The 17,268-nt window shown below is 51.2% G+C and carries 15 protein-coding genes; 7 read left to right on the forward strand and 8 right to left on the reverse strand.

Features of this window, described 5'->3' with window-relative positions:
* Nucleotides 1-18: 18 nt before the first annotated feature.
* The 7 genes from C8E01_RS07725 to xerD all read right to left on the reverse strand — a co-directional run bounded on the left by C8E01_RS07725 (nucleotide 19) and on the right by xerD (nucleotide 9,652).
* Entirely contained in the window at nucleotides 19-2,631 is a 2,613-nt protein-coding gene (locus C8E01_RS07725; RefSeq protein ID WP_116542794.1) for an FtsK/SpoIIIE family DNA translocase, read from the reverse strand.
* A gap of 208 nt (nucleotides 2,632-2,839) precedes the next feature.
* Nucleotides 2,840-2,998 (reverse strand): hypothetical protein, encoded by a 159-nt coding sequence (locus C8E01_RS21620; protein ID WP_165820593.1) that lies wholly within the window; start codon nucleotides 2,996-2,998, stop codon nucleotides 2,840-2,842.
* A gap of 267 nt (nucleotides 2,999-3,265) precedes the next feature.
* Nucleotides 3,266-4,297: a quinone-dependent dihydroorotate dehydrogenase gene (locus tag C8E01_RS07730; protein WP_116542795.1), complete on the reverse strand. Its 1,032-nt coding sequence runs from the start codon at nucleotides 4,295-4,297 to the stop codon at nucleotides 3,266-3,268.
* Nucleotides 4,298-4,521: 224 nt separating this feature from the next.
* Nucleotides 4,522-5,592 carry a M48 family metallopeptidase gene (locus C8E01_RS07735; RefSeq protein WP_116542796.1) on the reverse strand — a complete coding sequence of 357 codons (1,071 nt, stop codon included), beginning with the start codon at nucleotides 5,590-5,592 and terminating at the stop codon, nucleotides 4,522-4,524.
* A gap of 1 nt (nucleotide 5,593) precedes the next feature.
* Nucleotides 5,594-6,568 carry a YjgN family protein gene (locus C8E01_RS07740; RefSeq protein WP_165820594.1) on the reverse strand — a complete coding sequence of 325 codons (975 nt, stop codon included), beginning with the start codon at nucleotides 6,566-6,568 and terminating at the stop codon, nucleotides 5,594-5,596.
* 144 nt (nucleotides 6,569-6,712) lie between these two features.
* Nucleotides 6,713-8,362, reverse strand: a complete 1,650-nt coding sequence (locus C8E01_RS07745) for a beta-N-acetylhexosaminidase (RefSeq protein WP_116542798.1) — start codon at nucleotides 8,360-8,362, stop codon at nucleotides 6,713-6,715.
* Nucleotides 8,363-8,752: 390 nt separating this feature from the next.
* Nucleotides 8,753-9,652, reverse strand: a complete 900-nt coding sequence (gene xerD / locus C8E01_RS07750) for a site-specific tyrosine recombinase XerD (RefSeq protein WP_116542799.1) — start codon at nucleotides 9,650-9,652, stop codon at nucleotides 8,753-8,755.
* A gap of 127 nt (nucleotides 9,653-9,779) precedes the next feature.
* On the opposite strand from xerD, the gene aroQ reads away from it, so the two are divergent.
* The 5 genes from aroQ (at nucleotide 9,780) to C8E01_RS07775 (ending at nucleotide 14,259) form a co-directional block, all read left to right on the forward strand.
* Complete coding sequence (aroQ, locus tag C8E01_RS07755) at nucleotides 9,780-10,232, forward strand: type II 3-dehydroquinate dehydratase (RefSeq protein ID WP_116542800.1); 453 nt, start codon at nucleotides 9,780-9,782, stop codon at nucleotides 10,230-10,232.
* An 81-nt stretch (nucleotides 10,233-10,313) separates the two neighbouring features.
* Entirely contained in the window at nucleotides 10,314-11,375 is a 1,062-nt protein-coding gene (locus C8E01_RS07760) for an aminotransferase class V-fold PLP-dependent enzyme (RefSeq protein ID WP_116542801.1), read from the forward strand.
* Nucleotides 11,376-11,490: 115 nt separating this feature from the next.
* Entirely contained in the window at nucleotides 11,491-12,057 is a 567-nt protein-coding gene (locus C8E01_RS07765) for a MarC family protein (RefSeq protein WP_116543024.1), read from the forward strand.
* A 232-nt stretch (nucleotides 12,058-12,289) separates the two neighbouring features.
* Nucleotides 12,290-12,754 (forward strand): ribonuclease HI, encoded by a 465-nt coding sequence (gene rnhA, locus C8E01_RS07770; RefSeq protein ID WP_116542802.1) that lies wholly within the window; start codon nucleotides 12,290-12,292, stop codon nucleotides 12,752-12,754.
* A 788-nt stretch (nucleotides 12,755-13,542) separates the two neighbouring features.
* The gene (locus C8E01_RS07775) at nucleotides 13,543-14,259 is read left to right on the forward strand and encodes a tRNA1(Val) (adenine(37)-N6)-methyltransferase (RefSeq protein ID WP_116542803.1); all 717 of its coding nucleotides are present in this window, start codon (nucleotides 13,543-13,545) and stop codon (nucleotides 14,257-14,259) included.
* 21 nt (nucleotides 14,260-14,280) lie between these two features.
* On the opposite strand, the gene C8E01_RS07780 is transcribed toward C8E01_RS07775, so the two are convergent.
* Complete coding sequence (locus tag C8E01_RS07780; RefSeq protein ID WP_116543025.1) at nucleotides 14,281-15,630, reverse strand: saccharopine dehydrogenase family protein; 1,350 nt, start codon at nucleotides 15,628-15,630, stop codon at nucleotides 14,281-14,283.
* A 127-nt stretch (nucleotides 15,631-15,757) separates the two neighbouring features.
* Between C8E01_RS07780 and cdd the strand changes: the two genes are divergently transcribed.
* Both cdd and C8E01_RS07790 read left to right on the forward strand, forming a co-directional pair.
* The gene (gene cdd / locus C8E01_RS07785) at nucleotides 15,758-16,243 is read left to right on the forward strand and encodes a cytidine deaminase (RefSeq protein ID WP_116542804.1); all 486 of its coding nucleotides are present in this window, start codon (nucleotides 15,758-15,760) and stop codon (nucleotides 16,241-16,243) included.
* Between the two features lie 240 nt (nucleotides 16,244-16,483).
* Nucleotides 16,484-17,122 carry an alpha/beta hydrolase gene (locus tag C8E01_RS07790; protein ID WP_116542805.1) on the forward strand — a complete coding sequence of 213 codons (639 nt, stop codon included), beginning with the start codon at nucleotides 16,484-16,486 and terminating at the stop codon, nucleotides 17,120-17,122.
* Nucleotides 17,123-17,268: the final 146 nt, after the last annotated feature.

Consider the following 17,268-nt stretch of genomic DNA (forward strand, 5'->3'; position numbering starts at 1 on the left):
TGTCTTGTTTCGTTCTTTCTACAGCGTATTCAATAACTGTTCCAAACTGTACTCGTCCGGAATTAAAACTTCGCGGGCCTTGCTCCCCTCAAACGGGCCCACTATACCTGCCGATTCCAATTGGTCAATCAGACGGCCTGCACGGTTGTAGCCCAGCTTGAGGCGACGCTGCAACAGTGAGGTACTGCCCTGCTGGTGCTGCACAATAATGCGGGCTGCCTCTTCAAACATCGGGTCTTTAGAACTCGAATCGAAGTCAGCTTTCTCATTACCGCTCTCATCGCCCACAAACTCAGGCAACAGGTAGGCGTCGCTGTAGCCCTGCTGCTCGCCAATGAAGTCGCAAATGCGGTCCACCTCCGGCGTGTCCACGAAGGCACACTGAATACGGATCATGTCCGAACCGATCGAGAAGAGCATGTCCCCCTGGCCAATCAGCTGGTCCGCACCACCGGCATCCAGAATGGTGCGCGAGTCGATTTTAGAAGTCACTTTAAAGGAAATTCGCGCCGGGAAGTTGGCTTTGATAATACCGGTGATTACGTTCACCGACGGTCGCTGCGTAGCTACTACCAAGTGTATACCAATGGCACGGGCCAGCTGCGCCAGACGGGCAATCGGTGTCTCCACCTCTTTTCCGGCTGTCATCATCAGGTCGGCCAATTCGTCTATCACCAGCACGATGTAGGGCATAAACTTGTGCCCCTTTTTCGGGTTGAGCTTGCGCTCCACGAACTTGCGGTTGTACTCCTTCAGGTTACGGCAGCCAGCATCTTTGAGCAAGTCATAGCGCATGTCCATCTCCATACAGAGCGAGTTAAGCGTGTTCACTACCTTTTTGGTATCCGTGATGATGGCCTCGTCAGTGTCCGGCAGTTTGGCCAGGAAGTGGCGCTCTATCTTGTTGAACAGCGACAATTCCACCTTCTTCGGGTCCACGAGTACAAATTTGAGTTGCGAAGGATGGCGTTTGTACAGCAGTGAGGTGAGGATGGCATTGAGGCCAACAGACTTACCCTGACCCGTGGCACCCGCCATCAGCAAGTGCGGCATTTTAGCCAGGTCGGTGATGAACACCTCGTTCGTAATGGTCTTACCAAAAGCTATCGGCAGGTCCATCTCGCTCTTCATAAACTTCTCTGTGGACAGGATCGACTTGATCGAAACCATTTCCTTTTTGGTGTTTGGCACTTCTATACCAATCGTGCCCTTGCCCGGTATAGGCGCGATAATGCGTATACCTAGTGCTGCCAGGCTCAGGGCGATGTCGTCTTCCAGGTTCTTGATCTTGGAGATACGAACACCCGCATCCGGCACGATTTCGTAGAGCGTCACCGTCGGGCCGATGGTTGCTTTGATGCTCGCTATACCTATATTGTAGTGACCAAGCGTGGCCACGATTTTGTCTTTGTTCGCTTCTAGTTCTTCTTTGGTTACCGACACTTTAGTGGCGCCGTAGTCGTTAAGCAGGTCGATGGTCGGGTACTGGTAACGGGCTAAATCCAGTGTTGGGTCGTAGTTTTCGGTGGCCAGCACGTCGGCCGCTTCCTCTTCCGGCGTCTTTTCAATCTGCAGGTCGAGCTCTTCTTCGCCCTCAGCGGTATCAAACTCTGCCTCTGCCAGTTCTTCGTCCAGCTCAGTTTCTATGTCGAGTTCCAATGTAGGCGCTGGAGCAGGTGTAGGAGACTTTGGCGGCTCTGGCTTAAGCGCACTCAGCTCCATTTCCAGGGCACGGTTGATCGCCTCTTCCTCCTCTTCGGCCAGGTATAGGTCCTCCTCTTCCTCGGCATCCAGCGAAGCCGTCGGGTCAGCATTATGGTTGATGTTGCGGGCTGATCCGTGCACCACATCGCGCAGCGACGAAGCACTACCACGTTCAACTTCTACATCACCGGCTTCTTCAGCAGTAGGTTTGCTCCAGTTGATGCTCGTAATATTGAAGAAGAACACCAGGAAGACAAGCAACAGGAAGCCCAGTAACAGGCCGCTGCCCCAACCAATCAGACTGCTTAGCCAGGTGGCAGTTTCGATACCGATGCCTCCGCCCAAAAAGCCCAATTTGCCTACCATGCCTGTCGTGAGCACGATATAGCCCAGTGTCAGGCTCAGCCACAGCATCGAGAAGGTGCAGAGACCCAGCACATAGGACATTGAGATGGACTTCCAGCGAAACACGATACGGCTGCCGGCAAAGAAAGCAATCGGGATCAGGAAAAAAGCCCCGACGCCGAGAAGGTCATAGATAAAATAATGGGAAACCCAGGCACCAAACAGTCCCAACCAGTTCTCAGCCTCCTGCCCTGATTCCTTCAGCCCCGTGCCCTGCACCGACTCTACAACACTCTGATCAGCCTGCCCTGTGAACAGGTAGGATACGAACGCGATGGTCATGAAGAAGGCGATGAGCAGAAAGGAGAAGCCAATGAACAGCTTAAATCGGCGGTCCGTCAGAAAAGCGGGCGCCTTTAGGCTGAACCGGAAAGACGGCAGCTTAAAAAAAGGCTTCTTTGGTTTCTTCTGTTTGGTTTTTTCAGTGGTAGAGGCAGTGCCGCGTGGTTCATTACGTCCACGCACCTCATTCCTCGCCCTTCCCGTGCTCACCGCATCGTTTCTGTAAGTGTTCTTTGCCATACCCTTCGACTAATTAAGATTCCAAATTTACATTTTTTCGGCACACGCCGCTCAGCAAATCCGAAGGCTTTTCAGGAAATGTGCTAAAAATTAAGAATAAGAAGTGATAAGCCAGAAAGTTTGGAAAATAGAGCTGTTTAGAGGAAGAGGCTGAAGAGAAGGAGGTTGTAGTTGCCTGGATAATTGTCTGACTTTACATATAGGGCCCCTACCCCCAGAGGGTAATTGCCGCCGCTACCAATTGGTAGGTATAAGTTTCGTGGTTACAGGTCATGCTTTGCTGTACCGGATCCAACCACCCCTGCCCCTCCTTATCCAAGGAGGGGAGTCTGTAACTGCCAACTTGCAGGTATAAGCGCTGTAGCATACAACCCCCGGCAGGTATAGCAAGGCTAACTTGCCCCTTGGACTACAAAACAAACAGCATTAGCCAGGTGCACTTTGCGGCGCTCCACTGTTCGAGCGTTCAGCGAGTTTGGAGCGTCTTGATTTTTTTGCTTACTTTTTTCATCAAGGAAAAAAGTGAGTGCCCGCCGCACAGGCGAAGCAATGAAACAAAGCAGTTCGCTATACCTGTAGCAGCTGAAGCTACGCCAGTTAAGAACTGCCGATCACAATAAGTTGTGAACAGTCCTTACTTCCCAAGTAAACTTTTGTTAATCGCTGCAACCAGCGCCGGACCTTCATAAATAAAACCAGTGTACAACTGCACCAGATCGGCACCGGCATCCAGTTTCTCCTGGGCATCCTCAGCCGTCATAATACCACCTACACCGATGAGCTTGATGTGCTGCGGCAGGTGCTGTCGGAGGTAGCGGATAATCTCGGTGGCTTGCTTGGTAAGGGGTTTGCCGCTCAGGCCTCCTGCTCCGATCTCTGAAACGCGGTTAGGAGAGGTGTGCAGCCCGTCTCGGCTGATCGTAGTGTTGGTGGCAATAATACCACTCAGCTTGGCCGCTATGGCAATCTCGATTATATCATTTAACTGAGCTTCGTTCAGATCCGGGGCGATTTTCAAAAGCAGGGGTTTGGCTTTTGGCATTGAGCTGTTCAACTCCTGCAGCGCCATCAATAACTGCTGCAGCGGCTCTTTTTCCTGCAAGGCACGCAGGTCGGGGGTGTTGGGGGAGCTCACGTTCACTACAAAGTAATCCACTACATCATACAGCGCCTTGAAGCAGTAAAGGTAGTCGTTGAGCGCTTCCTCGTTTGGAGTGACTTTGTTTTTGCCGATGTTGCCGCCTACGATGATGTTGCTCTTGCGCTCCCGCAGGCGCTTCACAGCCGCCTCTACGCCCTCGTTGTTAAAACCCATCCGGTTGATGATGGCCTGGTCTTCGGGCAAGCGGAAGAGACGTGGCTTTGGGTTGCCCTCCTGTGGTTTTGGGGTAAGCGTCCCAATCTCGATGAAGCCAAAACCAAGCTCTGCCAACTCGTCTACTAGCTTGGCATCCTTATCGAAACCAGCGGCTAGGCCTACCGGGTTGGGAAATTTCAGGCCGAACAGCTCCCGCTCCAATCGCTTGTCCTCGACCCGGAACATGCCACGGCTGATGCTCTTGGTAAAGGGCAGACTAAAAGCCATGCGCAGGGCGTCGGTGGTGAGGTAGTGAACTTTCTCGGGGTCTAGTTTGAAAAGCAGCGGACGAAGGAGGCTCTTATACACGGGCGGGTTTGGTTAAGGTTTGCTGCCCGCAAAGATAGAAAGCGAAACCATACAACGCTTGAGAATTCTGGCGTGAGGTTTTATATTGAGCTCACAGGCACTTACACTCGTGGGGGTCACGTGTGAGAGCAACAGCTATACCTTGTTTCCGGGGACCTTCTATCATTGATTTAGCTCCTCGCAGGTGCTGCGCAGACTGCAAGGTCTTTGTCGGCACACTATGGTTAGCGTGTCAACTTTTCCCAATGGCGCTGCAGTTCCGGGTTCTTCTTATAAGGCTGGTTTCGCTCCCCTATCAATTCATTTAACACTTTGATGCGGTCTCCTGTGTTGGGATGCGTACTTACAAAAGCAAGCATTTCATATTCACTTCCCATATGCAGACGCTCCATCAACAAGACGATGCCTTGTTGATTCAACTCGTTTCGGCGCAGCAGTTCCAGTCCCTCCCGGTCGGCCTCCAGCTCCAGGCTGCGACTGTACTCCAGGTTGCGTAGCGCCGAGGCATTATCTACCAGCACGGCGGCCACTCCGCTCACATCACCGAAGAGTACCGAGGCCAGCATGTAATAAGATAAACTGCGGGCCATGGCACGTAGGGAATGTCGGTTTTGGATATGCGCCAGTTCGTGTCCCATCAAGGCGGCTAGCTCCTCGTGATGCTCCATTTTATCGAGTATACCTTCATACACTACCACATAGCCACCCGGTATGGCAAAGGCGTTTACCTCTTCGCTGCTCACAACGGCGGCCGTTATCGGGTAATCGAGGTCGGTGTCCAGTGCGTGCAGGTAATCGTTTAATGCAGCTGTTTTCTCCTCATTCACCTGGTAGCCCTGCAGCATTTTTGTGTAGAGTTGCTCTCCCAAAGTGCGCTCGTAACTTTGCGGAAAGTGCATGGCCACCCGGTCGGCAAGCGCCGGCACACCCCAGATCACAAAGGCCACCAGCAGCCCCAGCAGGCCCAAGGCCATAAGGGCTATACCTGAGAAGCCCAAATTTAACACACTGTTGTAGCCGGACTTCAGGAAGGCTGCCCCGCGGTACTGCTGTTGCAGCGCTTCCTTAAATCCTTTGTCTACAACTGAAATACTCTGTTGCGGGAATTTTCCAAAACGCAGCAGCGTGGTCGCATCGTTGAACTCCGACTGGTGTATACCTGCCAACTCCCAATGCACCGAGCCACATGCCTCATCTGCGCAGTAGTCGATGCGCAGCCCATCTGGCAGCAAAGCAATATGCGCCGGCATGCCTTTGGAGCTTTGCCCGTTATAGTATTTCCCTTCAAATGTCATGTTAGATCACACCGATGTCCATCATATCCGTCATGCTCTCGTAGGTAGCCGAATCATAGGCTTCTTCGGTCTGCACCAGGGCGTCGGCATCGAAGTCCCCGCGCATAACGGTGTTGTTCATGATGAGTGACATCGTGCGGGTGGTTGTGAGCGGTATACCCAAGCCCAGCGTAAATACAACGATCAAAATGTTGCCAACCGTCAGCTTCAGCACATCCCAGCCAGAAACATCGCACTGCAGGCGACTGTAGCTGCCGTCTTCCTGCAGCACCACAATGTTGTTCACATAGAAGTGCAGCAGATTTTTGGTATACCAGAAAAGGTAAATTCCCAACGTAAAGATAGACAGGAAGTAGCCTTTGAGATGAATCAGGAACAGGTCACCTCCATCGCCCACGTAGCGGAGGCTCGCGTTACCAAAGCGCACGTTATCGATCATCTGTTTGCGCAGCTTCACCACAAACCACGAGCCGTAGATGCCAAATGTAAGAATGGTGAGGAAGAAACCGATCAGGTAGGTTGAATACATGTCGGATAGTTCGCCCCGGTAGCCCAGGTGGATGCCTCGCCAGCTCGTGCGGGACGTGCGGTAGCGCATCATGCCGTGCAATGCCACAGGGATCAGCGCCAGGAAACCTAGTATAAACACAGCATATGTGATCAGCAGTGTGCTAAGATCCTCTGAAATGACACCATACATCAGAACGGCGTAGAGCAGAATAAACGCACCTACTCCTTTGATGAAGCCGATAAACATCTCTTTGCCGGTGCCATGGAAAACGAACGGCGTGCCGGCCAGCTCGGTTTTGCGGTACAGGTACTGCATCGATTTGGCCTTTGCCCAAGGATAGTAAAGCCCGAGCGTAAAAACTGTGAGCAGGAGGTTTACAATTTCGATGGCAAAGTATTCGGAGCCTCTGCCGGTGAATGAAAAGTGGGTAGTCTGCTTTTCTTTTTCGAGTAAAGTTGTTGTCATAAAAGCCTGGAAATAGGTTAAAAATGATTGAAAAAAATAACACAGGCCATGCATAGAACACAGCCTGTGTTATTACAGCTATTAAATATAGTAAATTTCAGTTATTAACTATATCTACCTTTTTTTTTTACAAATTTTTCAACTCTATTTCTCAGCCGTCCACTGCTCATAGTGAGGGAAGTAACTTGCCTCCCAGAAGGTATAGCGCGGAATAATGGCGCTTTTCAGCCTGCTTTTAAAATCGGTGTAGTTCCTTTTTTCAACCGGTGACCAAAGCACCTCGCTCAGGGCCGTCATGCGCGGGAAGATCATGTACTGCACTTTGGCCTGGCTGCCGATGTACTCTGTCCACAAATTTCCCTGCGCACCAATGATGTAGTGGCCCAGTTTCTGCTCGCGCAGGGCTTTAGGCACCGGTTCGAAAGCGTACACCGCATCCAAGGGATTGTAGCCGTGTATGGCCAGGCTGTCGTTCGGGTCTTTGGACTGGTAGTGGTCGAAGTACAATGGCTTACCCGGCGACATGATCACCTGATGGCCACGCCTGGCGGCAGCTATACCTTCCTTCTCCCCTCCCCAGTTCATGATAAGCGTGGACTTGCTCAGGTCACCTTCCAAAATCTCGTGCCAACCAATAACTTTCTTACCCTTCGCGGCGAGGTAGCTGGCTACCTGCTCCACAAAATAAGTTTGCAGGCCTTTCTCATCTTTCAAATTGTGTTCTTTAATGAAAGCTTGCGACACCGGATCGGCCTTCCACCATATCTTGCTGGTTTCGTCGCCGCCCAAATGAAAATACTCCGAAGGGAACAGGTCCGCTACTTCCTGAAATACCGTCTCCAGAAACTGGAAAGTGGCCGGATTTGGCTGCAGCACGTTGTTCTGGCGGTTGTACATGCCCCAGGTAGTGGCCACGTCCCAGGTGGTATCGGGGCGGGTACTGAGCTCCGGATAAGCGGCAATGGTGGCACGACTGTGGCCGGGTATGTCGATCTCAGGTATGATGTCGATGCCCCGCACGGAGGCATAGTTAATCACCTCCAGTATTTCGTCCTTGGTATAGTAGCCACCGTAGCGGGTTCCGTCATACCGGGCTGGCTGGTCTTTGAAATGCCCGATGAGCGTTTCTTTACGCCAGGAGCCAACTGTGTTCAATTTCGGGTATGATTCGATCTCGATACGCCAGCCCTGGTCGTCAGTGAGGTGCCAGTGGAAGGTGTTGAACTTATGGAACGACAGGTAGTCGATGTACTTCTTGATGAACTCCACGGGAAACATGTGCCGCACCACATCCAGGTGCATGCCCCGGTAAGCGAAACGCGGATAGTCTTTGATCTGCACATCCGGGATCTTCACTTCACGCACCTGCTTAACAGGGAAGAGTTGCAGCAAGGTCTGGATGCCGTATACCATGCCGCCGGTATCTTTGGCGCGTATGGTCACGTCTTTGCCGGATACTGTTAAGGTATACATCTCGTCTTTGTCAATGGCCTTGCTATCGAAAACCAGTCGGATGTGGTGACTGGCTTTGGGCTTGGTTGCTGTATTCGGGTATACGGGCAAGTTCAGCCCGGTCTGTGCGGCGAGCATCTCCCGCATGAATTCGGCCTGGGCTCCATACTGTTTGTCGAACACGATCTGGGTTTTCCCATCAATTGTGACGTGCCCTCTGCCCTCTTTGATCACCTCTACAGGTATAGGCGTGACGTCGTCGACGGATTGAGCACCACTAAGGAAAGGTATGGACAGGGAAAGTAGTGTAGTAGTAAGTATTATATAAAAGGTAGATCGCATGTGGATGATTGTGAAATGTTGTCAATTGACTGCTGGTGGAACGCTTGGTTTAATGGCTTTGGTATTGAATAGTTGATTCGGGCCATTAACCCGCGTATACCTGCAAACGGGGATTAGGAAATCCCCTACAGTTTACTTTCGGATTGATAAATCCGAAAGAGCAGTGTGTTTAAGTGCCGACAACTTAATATGCTTATGTCATTTTGACCCTGGGGCCTTCGTTTTGAGAGAAATCTGTAACAATGTGAAACCCTGAAATAGCTCCAATCCCTCCATTCTTTTGAGATGACACCTTAGCTTATTCGATTCTGAAGTGGAAGGCCGAGGATCACGATCTGTCCCGGCAAACTATACTTCCCAAACTCCTCAACTCTCCAATTCCTAATCTCCCTAGCTTCTCGGATGGTAATCCTTGATCACCTGCTTGAGGTAATCGCGGTCGAGGTGTGTATAGATTTCGGTGGTGGTGATGGACTCGTGGCCTAGCATCTCCTGCACGGCCCGCAGGTCGGCACCACCTTCGATCAGGTGTGTAGCGAAGGAGTGACGGAAGGTATGGGGGCTCACCGTCTTCTGTATACCTGCCTTGGCGGCCAGATCTTTGATGATGGTGAACACCATTACCCGCGTGAGTTTGGCGCCGCGTCGGTTCAGGAACACATAATCTTCGTGGCCTTTCTTGATGGTGAGGTGACAGCGCACGCCTTCGCGGTAAAGCTGGATGTGCTTGAGCGCATCGCGCCCGATGGGAACCAGTCGTTCTTTGTCGCCTTTACCGGCCACTTTCAGGAAGCCCATGTCTTCGTAAAGATTGCTTAGCTTCAGGTCCAGCAACTCCGATACACGCAGTCCGGAGCTATAGAGTGTCTCCAGCATGGCCCTGTTGCGCGTCCCCTCCGGTGTGGACAAGTCGATGGCGGCCAGCAGTTGCTCGATCTCGTGGAAGTGCAGCGTGTCGGGTAGCTTGCGGCTCAGTTTCGGGGCTTCGATGGTCTCGGTCGGGTCGGCAGTGAGCATGTCTTCCATGATCAGGAACTTGTAGAAGGCCCGTATACCTGACAGCGTGCGTGCCTGCGAATGTGGCGTCATCCCCAACTCGGCTACCCACTCCAGAAACTCACGAAGTATAGGCGGCGTCATTTGCTCGGGCTGCACCGTTATACCTTTTATATCCATAAAATCTGTCAGCTTCCGGATATCGCGCAGGTATGCTTCAACAGAATTCCCTGAAAGCGACTTTTCGAGGCGCAAATACTGTTCAAACTGGGTAATGCAGATGGACCACTTCATAGGTTGGTATTAAGGCAAAAGAGTAGCTGACAAAAACTTTCTTTTGTCAAAAAATCAAAGCAAAGATAGTTAATCCTTAAATTGCAACCGCTTAATTGCACCAGAATCACAACTTCACCTCAATACTATGAAAATCCTCATCCTGAACGGTCCCAACCTGAATCTTTTAGGCGTCCGCGAGAAATCTGTCTACGGTTCTGAATCGTTCGAGTCCTACTTTGAAGAACTCAAGGAGGCTTTCCCGGCCATGGAGTTGTCCTATTTCCAATCAAACACAGAAGGCGTGCTGATCGACAAGCTGCATGAAGTTGGTTTCAGTTACAAAGGCATCGTGTTTAACGGTGGTGCCTACACCCATACCTCCCTGGCTCTTTCTGACGCCATTAAGGCGATCGAAGCTTCGGTAATTGAAGTGCACATTTCCAACGTGTACGCCCGCGACGCTTTTCGCCACAAAAGCATGCTGGCGCCTTTCTGCAAAGGGGTGATCACGGGTTTTGGACTGGAGAGTTATCGACTGGCACTGCAGTATTTTGAGCGCATGAAGCCCAAGCAAATCGGTTTTGGGTCTAAAAAATAGTGTTCTTACACGCGGATTCCGTTCACTAAATATTTACCTTTTGCTATAGTAGCCTTACTATAATTCTTTATATTACCCTCCATGTTGAATTTCTTTCCAGGACCGTCGAAGATATACCCGGAAGTGCGCAGCTACCTGACAGATGCGTACGACGAGGGGATTATGGATGCTCCGCACCGCGGAGAACAGTTTGTACAGCTTTCCCGTGCCGTGGTGGGCTCGCTCAAGCGCCGGCTTAACATTCCGCAGGACTACTCTATTTTCTTTACCTCCTCTGCCACTGAGTGCTGGGAGGTCCTGATCCAAAGCCTAACCAAAAAGAAGAGCTTCCACATTTACAATGGCTCTTTTGGCGAAAAATGGTTTGAGTACGCCAAAAAAATTCGTCCGGAGGCAGCTGGCGTGCGTTTTGGCATCAACGAAGCTATGCCAGTGGAAGAACTTAACATCGGCACCGATACCGAACTGATCTGTATTACCCAAAACGAAACCTCCAACGGGACGCAGGTAACGGCAGCTTCAATTCTTAACCTGCACAACCGCTTCCGCGATACGCTTACGGCCGTGGATGCCACCTCTTCCATGGCGGGCCTTAACCTCAAGTACATAAAAGCTGACATCTGGTTTGCCTCTGTGCAGAAGTGTTTTGGATTGCCGCCGGGCTTGGGTATACTCATTTGCTCGCCGCGTGCCATCTTCCGGGCCAAGCAAATGAATGAGCGCAACCACTACAACAGCCTGGTGTCGCTCTACGAGAAAATGCTGAACTACCAGACGGTGCACACGCCGAACACACTCAACATCTACTTGCTCAAGCGCATGCTCGAGGACAGGCCTTTCATCAAGCAACTCGACATTGACCTGATTGACCGAGCCAATGCGTTGTATGAGTTTTTCGGGCAGTTTACTGACTTCAAGCTGCTGATTGAAAACGAAGAGGTGCGCTCTAAAACAGTACTGGTACTGGAAGCAAACGAGCGGCTGGTGGAGGACATCAAAAAAAGGGCCTTGCATCACAACATCCGGCTGGGCAACGGCTACGGGCCATGGCAGCGCAACACCTTCCGGGTGGCCAACTTCCCAGCCATCGGCAACGAGGAGTACGAAGAGCTTAAGCGCTTTTTCCTGCATTATTACGCCTAGGAATCATACCTTTGCGGCTTGTTAGCTGAATTGCTAGTAGCAGTTCAGTGTATACCTACACCTAATTGTTTGTGTTTCAAACAGTTTAACAACTAACAAAGCAATGATTCAGGAAATGTTCAGTTTCAAGGAAATCGCGTCTGTCACACTTATACTATTCGCGGTAATCGACATCCTCGGCTCCATTCCCATCATCATCGACCTCCGCAAGCGCGAAGGCAAGATTGAGTCTGAGAAAGCTACGATCATTTCAGGTGTTCTGATGATCGCTTTTCTATTTGTGGGCGATGGCATCCTGAAGCTCTTCGGCATCGATTTTGAGTCTTTTGCAATGGCAGGTGCTATCATCATCTTCCTCATCGGTTTGGAGATGATTTTGGGGAAAGACCTGTTCCACTCCGACCCGGAGGTGAAGAGCGGCTCCATCGTGCCGCTGGCTTTCCCGCTTATTGTAGGGGCCGGCACCATGACCACGCTACTGTCCTTACGAGCAGCCTACTCGCTGCCGAACGTGCTGGTAGGTATCGTCCTGAACCTCATGTTCGTCTACATCGTTCTAAAAGCTTCGCCCTGGCTGGAACGCAAGCTTGGCAAGGCGGGTGCCAACGTGCTCCGCAAAGTGTTCGGCGTTATCTTGCTGGCCATCGCCATCAAACTATTCAAAACGAACCTCCCTGTTTAAATTAGTGATTAAGTGAATGATTGATTGTTATTAATTTTTGAATGAGTGATGGAGTGGATGAGTGATTTAATTCTTTTAATGATGTCTTGATGATTCATCCATTAGAAAATAACTCCACACTCCCAGACCTGGCGTTATTCACACAATCAAATCCCCCACTCATTCACTCAACCGCTAACTCACTAAATAGAAACTCACTCATCCACACAATCACTCATTCAAAAATTAAAACATGATCGAGCTTTTTACAGACGGTGCATCACGAGGGAATCCGGGTCCGGGTGGGTATGGGACCATACTGCGTTGGAAAAACCACGAGAAGGAACTGACTGCCGGCTTTCGCAAAACCACGAACAACCGCATGGAATTGCTCGCTGTGATTGTGGGGCTCGAAGCGATCACCAAGCCGGGCATACCTGTCACAGTCTACTCTGACTCTAAATATGTGGTGGATGCCGTGGAAAAGCGCTGGGTCTTTGGCTGGCAGAAGAAGGGCTTTTCCGGCAAAGCCAACGGCGACCTTTGGGCACGTTTCCTACGGGTATACGCCAAACACAACGTCCGCTTCGTCTGGATTAGAGGACACGCCGGCCATCCCGAGAACGAGCGTTGCGATGAACTAGCGGTTGCCAGTGCCCTGTCTCCGAATTTGCTGATAGACGAGGGGTTTGAGTCGGGGCAGTTTAATTCAAAATAGTAAACTTTTTGCTTTAGCTGGGTTTGCAACTGGCGTAGCGGTGGCTTTTCAGGTATAGCGATCTGTATTGCTTTATAGTAACTGCTGTTGCAGGTATACCATCTATCGCTTCGCCTGTGCGGCGGTCACCTACTTTTTTCCTTGATGGAAAGAAAGGGGCCCCCTTCAGTAGGCAAAAAATCAATACACTCCAAATCGGGGCCCCTCCCCCCACTCGCTGAACGCTCTTGACAGGGGACCCCTGCACCCCCAACACAAAATCGTCGTTTGTACACTTGGCACAGCTATGTTTTCGTCGTGGGCGTGCAAGTAAGCCTTGTTATACCTGACAGTGGTGTGTAGTAGAGGAAACAACAGCACTTATACCTGTGAACTACAGCGCTTATACCTTTGAAATAGCAGCTACAGATTCCCCGCCTTAGACAAGGAGGGGTTAGGGGTGGTTGGACCCGGTATTTGCAACAGAAACCATCGGGCTTACATCTTAGCAATGACAGTGGCAGGAGATTCCCCTCTTGAGAGGGGCAGGGGTGTGTAATAGCAACTGCTTAACCTCCCTTCAACCAAGATCCTTTCAGGATGACAAAGAGAAATTGTTAGTAGCAGAAGTCGCCCTTGGGGGTATGGGCCCTCGACAAAAAAGGGGGTAGGGGAATGTCAATCGTGCAAGAAAATCCTGAAAATCCTTTAATCCTGTGAATCCTGATTCTGACAAAAGAAAGTAGAAACCCCCTATCTTTGCCCTCACAACTACTCATTAATCATTACCCACTGTTCATTAATAAGCCTTGCCCAATATCTACTTCCAATTCAAACAGTTCCGAATCAACCAGGACCAGTGCGCGATGAAGGTCTGCACGGACTCCTGTGTGTTTGGGGCCTATGTGCAGGCGCGTCAGGCGAAACAGATATTAGATATCGGAGCGGGAACGGGCTTGTTGGCGCTGATGGTGGCGCAGCGGTCGGAGGCAGTGGTGGAAGCCGTAGAGATAAACCCGGGGGCGCAGGTACAGGCAGCACAGAACTTTGCCGAAAGCCCATGGCCGGAACGTCTGAAACTGCATCCCATGCCCTTGCAGGACTTTGCAAAAAGCTGCACCCAGCAATACGATGTGGTTATGTCGAACCCGCCTTTTTTTCTGGCTTCGCTCAAGTCTGATGATGCCGCTAAGAACACGGCCAAACATACCGGTGACCTGCTCTTTGAAGACATTCTGGCCTTTGCACAAAAACACCTGGCGCCGGAAGGAAGGCTATACCTGTTACTCCCGCCAGCAGAGGCAAATCACTTTGCGGACATTGCCAAAGCGCACGCGCTATACCTGGCCGAAACCCTGGAGGTATATACCCGCACTGGCGGCAAGTGCATTCGCCATGTCCAGGCTTATACCTTCGAGCCGACAAGGCAGGCAGTTACTAAAACCCTCAACATCCGCAAAGAAGACGGGAAAACCTATACCGCAGACTTTATAGCACTGCTACGGGACTACTACCTGATCTTCTAAAACAGCCAGAAGCTATACCTGCTAATGGGTTGCTTTTACCTTTTCGACTTCCACAAAGTCAATCCCATACGCCTTGAGTTCTTCCAGCACAGGCTCGTATAAGTCCGGGTAGATGGGGATAACGACTCCCCGACGGTCGATTTTACCTTGCAGCAGGAGTTTTGCCAGTATACCTACCGGCAGACCCACGGTTTTGGCCATGGCAGTCTGCACCTCGTCGTCGCCCAACACGACCAGCGAAGAAGTGAGTTCGTGCTGCTCACCGTCCAGTTCGTATTCAAATAGGTGCTGCATCACGATCATGTCTTTGTCGCCGGTTTCCAGTTTCCATTTGCCAACCAGTATCTTTTCTAACACCTGCGCCGGTGTGGCGGCTTGCATCCCGAGGGGCGTTTCTTCAAACAAACCGAGCCACTCCAGTTTACTGATGATCTCACCCTCAGGGGCTATACCTATGTAGCGGCACAGCCGCTGCTGCGGTGTCTCTTCAGCAAAGGCAGCCGGCGGAAGGAAAGCCTCCAGGTAACTGCGGTGCGTCATGCTGTCCACACCTTCCAAGTCATAGCTGTCGTCGGTGAGGCCCAGTTGCACAAACACATCCCAGGCGGCGCAATAGCCAATACGGCGCAGCGTACCCCGCAGCATGGTCGGGATGTCCATTAGACCATAATGTTCCCGGTAGCTGAGCGAGTCGCGGTTGGCGTAGCCATCGAAGTGGCCGTAGCCCTCCACGTACAGTTCATCGGTGCGTTTGAATAGCTGGTGATACGGAATGTACTTGTATTCACCGTTCTTGATGTATTTGGCTGTCCCCTGCCCTGCCAGCACCACGTTTCGCGGGTTCCAGCTAAACTTGTAGTTCCAGGGGTTGTTATCTGATTCAGGCGCCACCAGTCCGCCAGTATACGATTTGAAGGAAGTTATTTTGCCACCCATCCCTTGCACCCGCCGAATCACCGCCATTGCCGACATGTGGTCTATACCTGGGTCTAAACCCGACTCCATCAGAATGGTGAGGTTCTTTTGTTTGGCCTCTTCATGCAGTTCCCTGAATTCCGGCGAAACGTAGGAGGCGGTGATCAAATGCTTCTCCTGCTTCATACACTCACGGGCAACCTCAATGTGAAAGATCGCTGGCAGAAGCGATATCACGAGGTCGGCTTTGCTTACCTCAGCAGCCCGTTGCGCCTCGTCGTGCACGTTAAAAACAATTGCCTCTGCAAAGTCTAGCTGCGCGATCCTGTCCCGAAGATGATCCACGTTGATATCGCCGATGGTGATGTGCCAGTTTTCGGAAGGCGCGTTTTGTAACAGGTACTGGATAAGTGAAGAGGCGGAGCGACCGGCCCCGAGTAGGAGTATTTTTTTCATAGCATTCGTGTCGTTGCGTTTGAATTTAGCAATAACCACCTGCAAGGCCAACCTTTTGCATTGTTTTATCAGAATATTCCGTTAAATTTATAGCCCTTTTCTAATTTTTATACCTACAAGGTCTTAAATGGCAAGTGAGCTGAATATACATATCTGCATTGACGTACTGGACTCGGCAGAAGAACTTACCCAACAGGAGCGCGACGCGATAGTGCTTGCTCAAGAAACGGCAAACGATGCCTACGCCCCTTACTCTAACTTTTTGGTCGGCGCCGCTTTGGTCCTGGAAGACGACACCATGTTCAAAGGCAGCAACCAGGAGAATGCCGCCTACCCTTCCGGCCTCTGCGCTGAGCGTACTGCCCTGTTCGCCATGAGCGCCCATTATCCGAACAAAAAAATAAAGCTGATCGCCGTGACTGCCCGTCGCAGAAGCGAACAGCATTTCCTCCCAGCCATGCCATGCGGTGCCTGTCGCCAGGTGATGGCCGAGTATGAGCACAAACAGGGAGATCCCATACCTGTACTACTGCAGGGCCCCGAAGGTAAATTCTACCGCCTCCGCTCTGTAGGCGACCTGCTGCCCTTCCAGTTCAATAAAGAACATTTGTAAGTTTGGGGGTTGGAGAGTTGAGGAGTTTGAGAGTTTAATTGTAGCGACGTTATACCATAACGTCTTGTGAGGGTAGCCAACGGCCTCGAGGGCAGGTATAGCAAACGTAAACACTTGTGGAGGCAAATCGCAACCTGTTCGAATCGTGCACCCAACCCTCAACAATTTAACCATTCAACAATCTAAAAATCACTCCACCACTCATTCACTAAATCACTAAATCACTCAATCAATTCCACCATGGAGCATAAGCTGATAGTGCCGCGTACAGCCCGCTACTATACCTTGGGAACGCCCTCAGAGCAGACACGCGACTTGTGGGTGGTATGCCATGGCTATGGTCAGCTGGCCCGTTATTTTCTGCGCCACTTTGCCGTGCTGGATGATGGCAATACCGTGGTCGTGGCACCAGAGGCACTTTCCCGCTTTTACCTGGATGGCTTTTCGGGACGGGTCGGCGCTACCTGGATGACGAAGGAAGACCGGCTCTCTGAAATAGAGGACCAATCGACCTACCTGAACTTACTACTACAGAAACTCCTGCAGCAAGTACCAGTTGGCGTGCGGGTGCATGTGCTGGGCTTTTCGCAAGGGGGCGCTACAGTATGCCGCTGGCTTGCTACCAATAAAGTGCCATGCCAACACCTTATGCTCTGGGCTGCCTCCTTTCCTGAGGACATTGCTTTTGAATCAGGCAAAGCGGCGTTTGAAGGTATAGCGGTGGATGTGGTGTATGGCACACAGGACGAGTTTATCACACCAGAGAAGCTCCAGCACCAACAGGATATCATGCAGGGCCTCGGCATTTCGCCCCAAGTCCATACCTACGAAGGAGGACACACTATTTTCCCAGAGCTGCTGCAAAAGTTAAAGTCATAAGGCGGAATCTGCCAAACATGCGCTTATCCAAACGTACCCCCACGCTTACTTTCTATCTATATCACACCCGTAACATCCCCTGCACTTGCATCAAGGACGATCATGGAATACCCACTTCTGGGTATTTTTAGGGATGTACAAATCGT

The sequence above is a fragment of the Pontibacter virosus genome, from assembly GCF_003096355.1.
Taxonomy (GTDB): Bacteria; Bacteroidota; Bacteroidia; order Cytophagales; family Hymenobacteraceae; genus Pontibacter; species Pontibacter virosus.

Excerpts from the sequence above, each read along its gene's own strand:
- C8E01_RS07725 (WP_116542794.1), bottom strand. The coding sequence starts at position 2,631 with ATGGCAAAGAACACTTACAGAAACGATGCGGTGAGCACGGGAAGGGCG.
- C8E01_RS21620 (WP_165820593.1), bottom strand. The coding sequence starts at position 2,998 with ATGCTACAGCGCTTATACCTGCAAGTTGGCAGTTACAGACTCCCCTCC.
- C8E01_RS07735 (WP_116542796.1), bottom strand. The coding sequence starts at position 5,592 with ATGACATTTGAAGGGAAATACTATAACGGGCAAAGCTCCAAAGGCATG.
- C8E01_RS07740 (WP_165820594.1), bottom strand. The coding sequence starts at position 6,568 with ATGACAACAACTTTACTCGAAAAAGAAAAGCAGACTACCCACTTTTCA.
- C8E01_RS07745 (WP_116542798.1), bottom strand. The coding sequence starts at position 8,362 with ATGCGATCTACCTTTTATATAATACTTACTACTACACTACTTTCCCTG.
- xerD (WP_116542799.1), bottom strand. The coding sequence starts at position 9,652 with ATGAAGTGGTCCATCTGCATTACCCAGTTTGAACAGTATTTGCGCCTC.
- aroQ (WP_116542800.1), top strand. The coding sequence starts at position 9,780 with ATGAAAATCCTCATCCTGAACGGTCCCAACCTGAATCTTTTAGGCGTC.
- C8E01_RS07760 (WP_116542801.1), top strand. The coding sequence starts at position 10,314 with ATGTTGAATTTCTTTCCAGGACCGTCGAAGATATACCCGGAAGTGCGC.
- C8E01_RS07765 (WP_116543024.1), top strand. The coding sequence starts at position 11,491 with ATGTTCAGTTTCAAGGAAATCGCGTCTGTCACACTTATACTATTCGCG.
- rnhA (WP_116542802.1), top strand. The coding sequence starts at position 12,290 with ATGATCGAGCTTTTTACAGACGGTGCATCACGAGGGAATCCGGGTCCG.
- C8E01_RS07780 (WP_116543025.1), bottom strand. The coding sequence starts at position 15,630 with ATGAAAAAAATACTCCTACTCGGGGCCGGTCGCTCCGCCTCTTCACTT.
- cdd (WP_116542804.1), top strand. The coding sequence starts at position 15,758 with ATGGCAAGTGAGCTGAATATACATATCTGCATTGACGTACTGGACTCG.
- C8E01_RS07790 (WP_116542805.1), top strand. The coding sequence starts at position 16,484 with ATGGAGCATAAGCTGATAGTGCCGCGTACAGCCCGCTACTATACCTTG.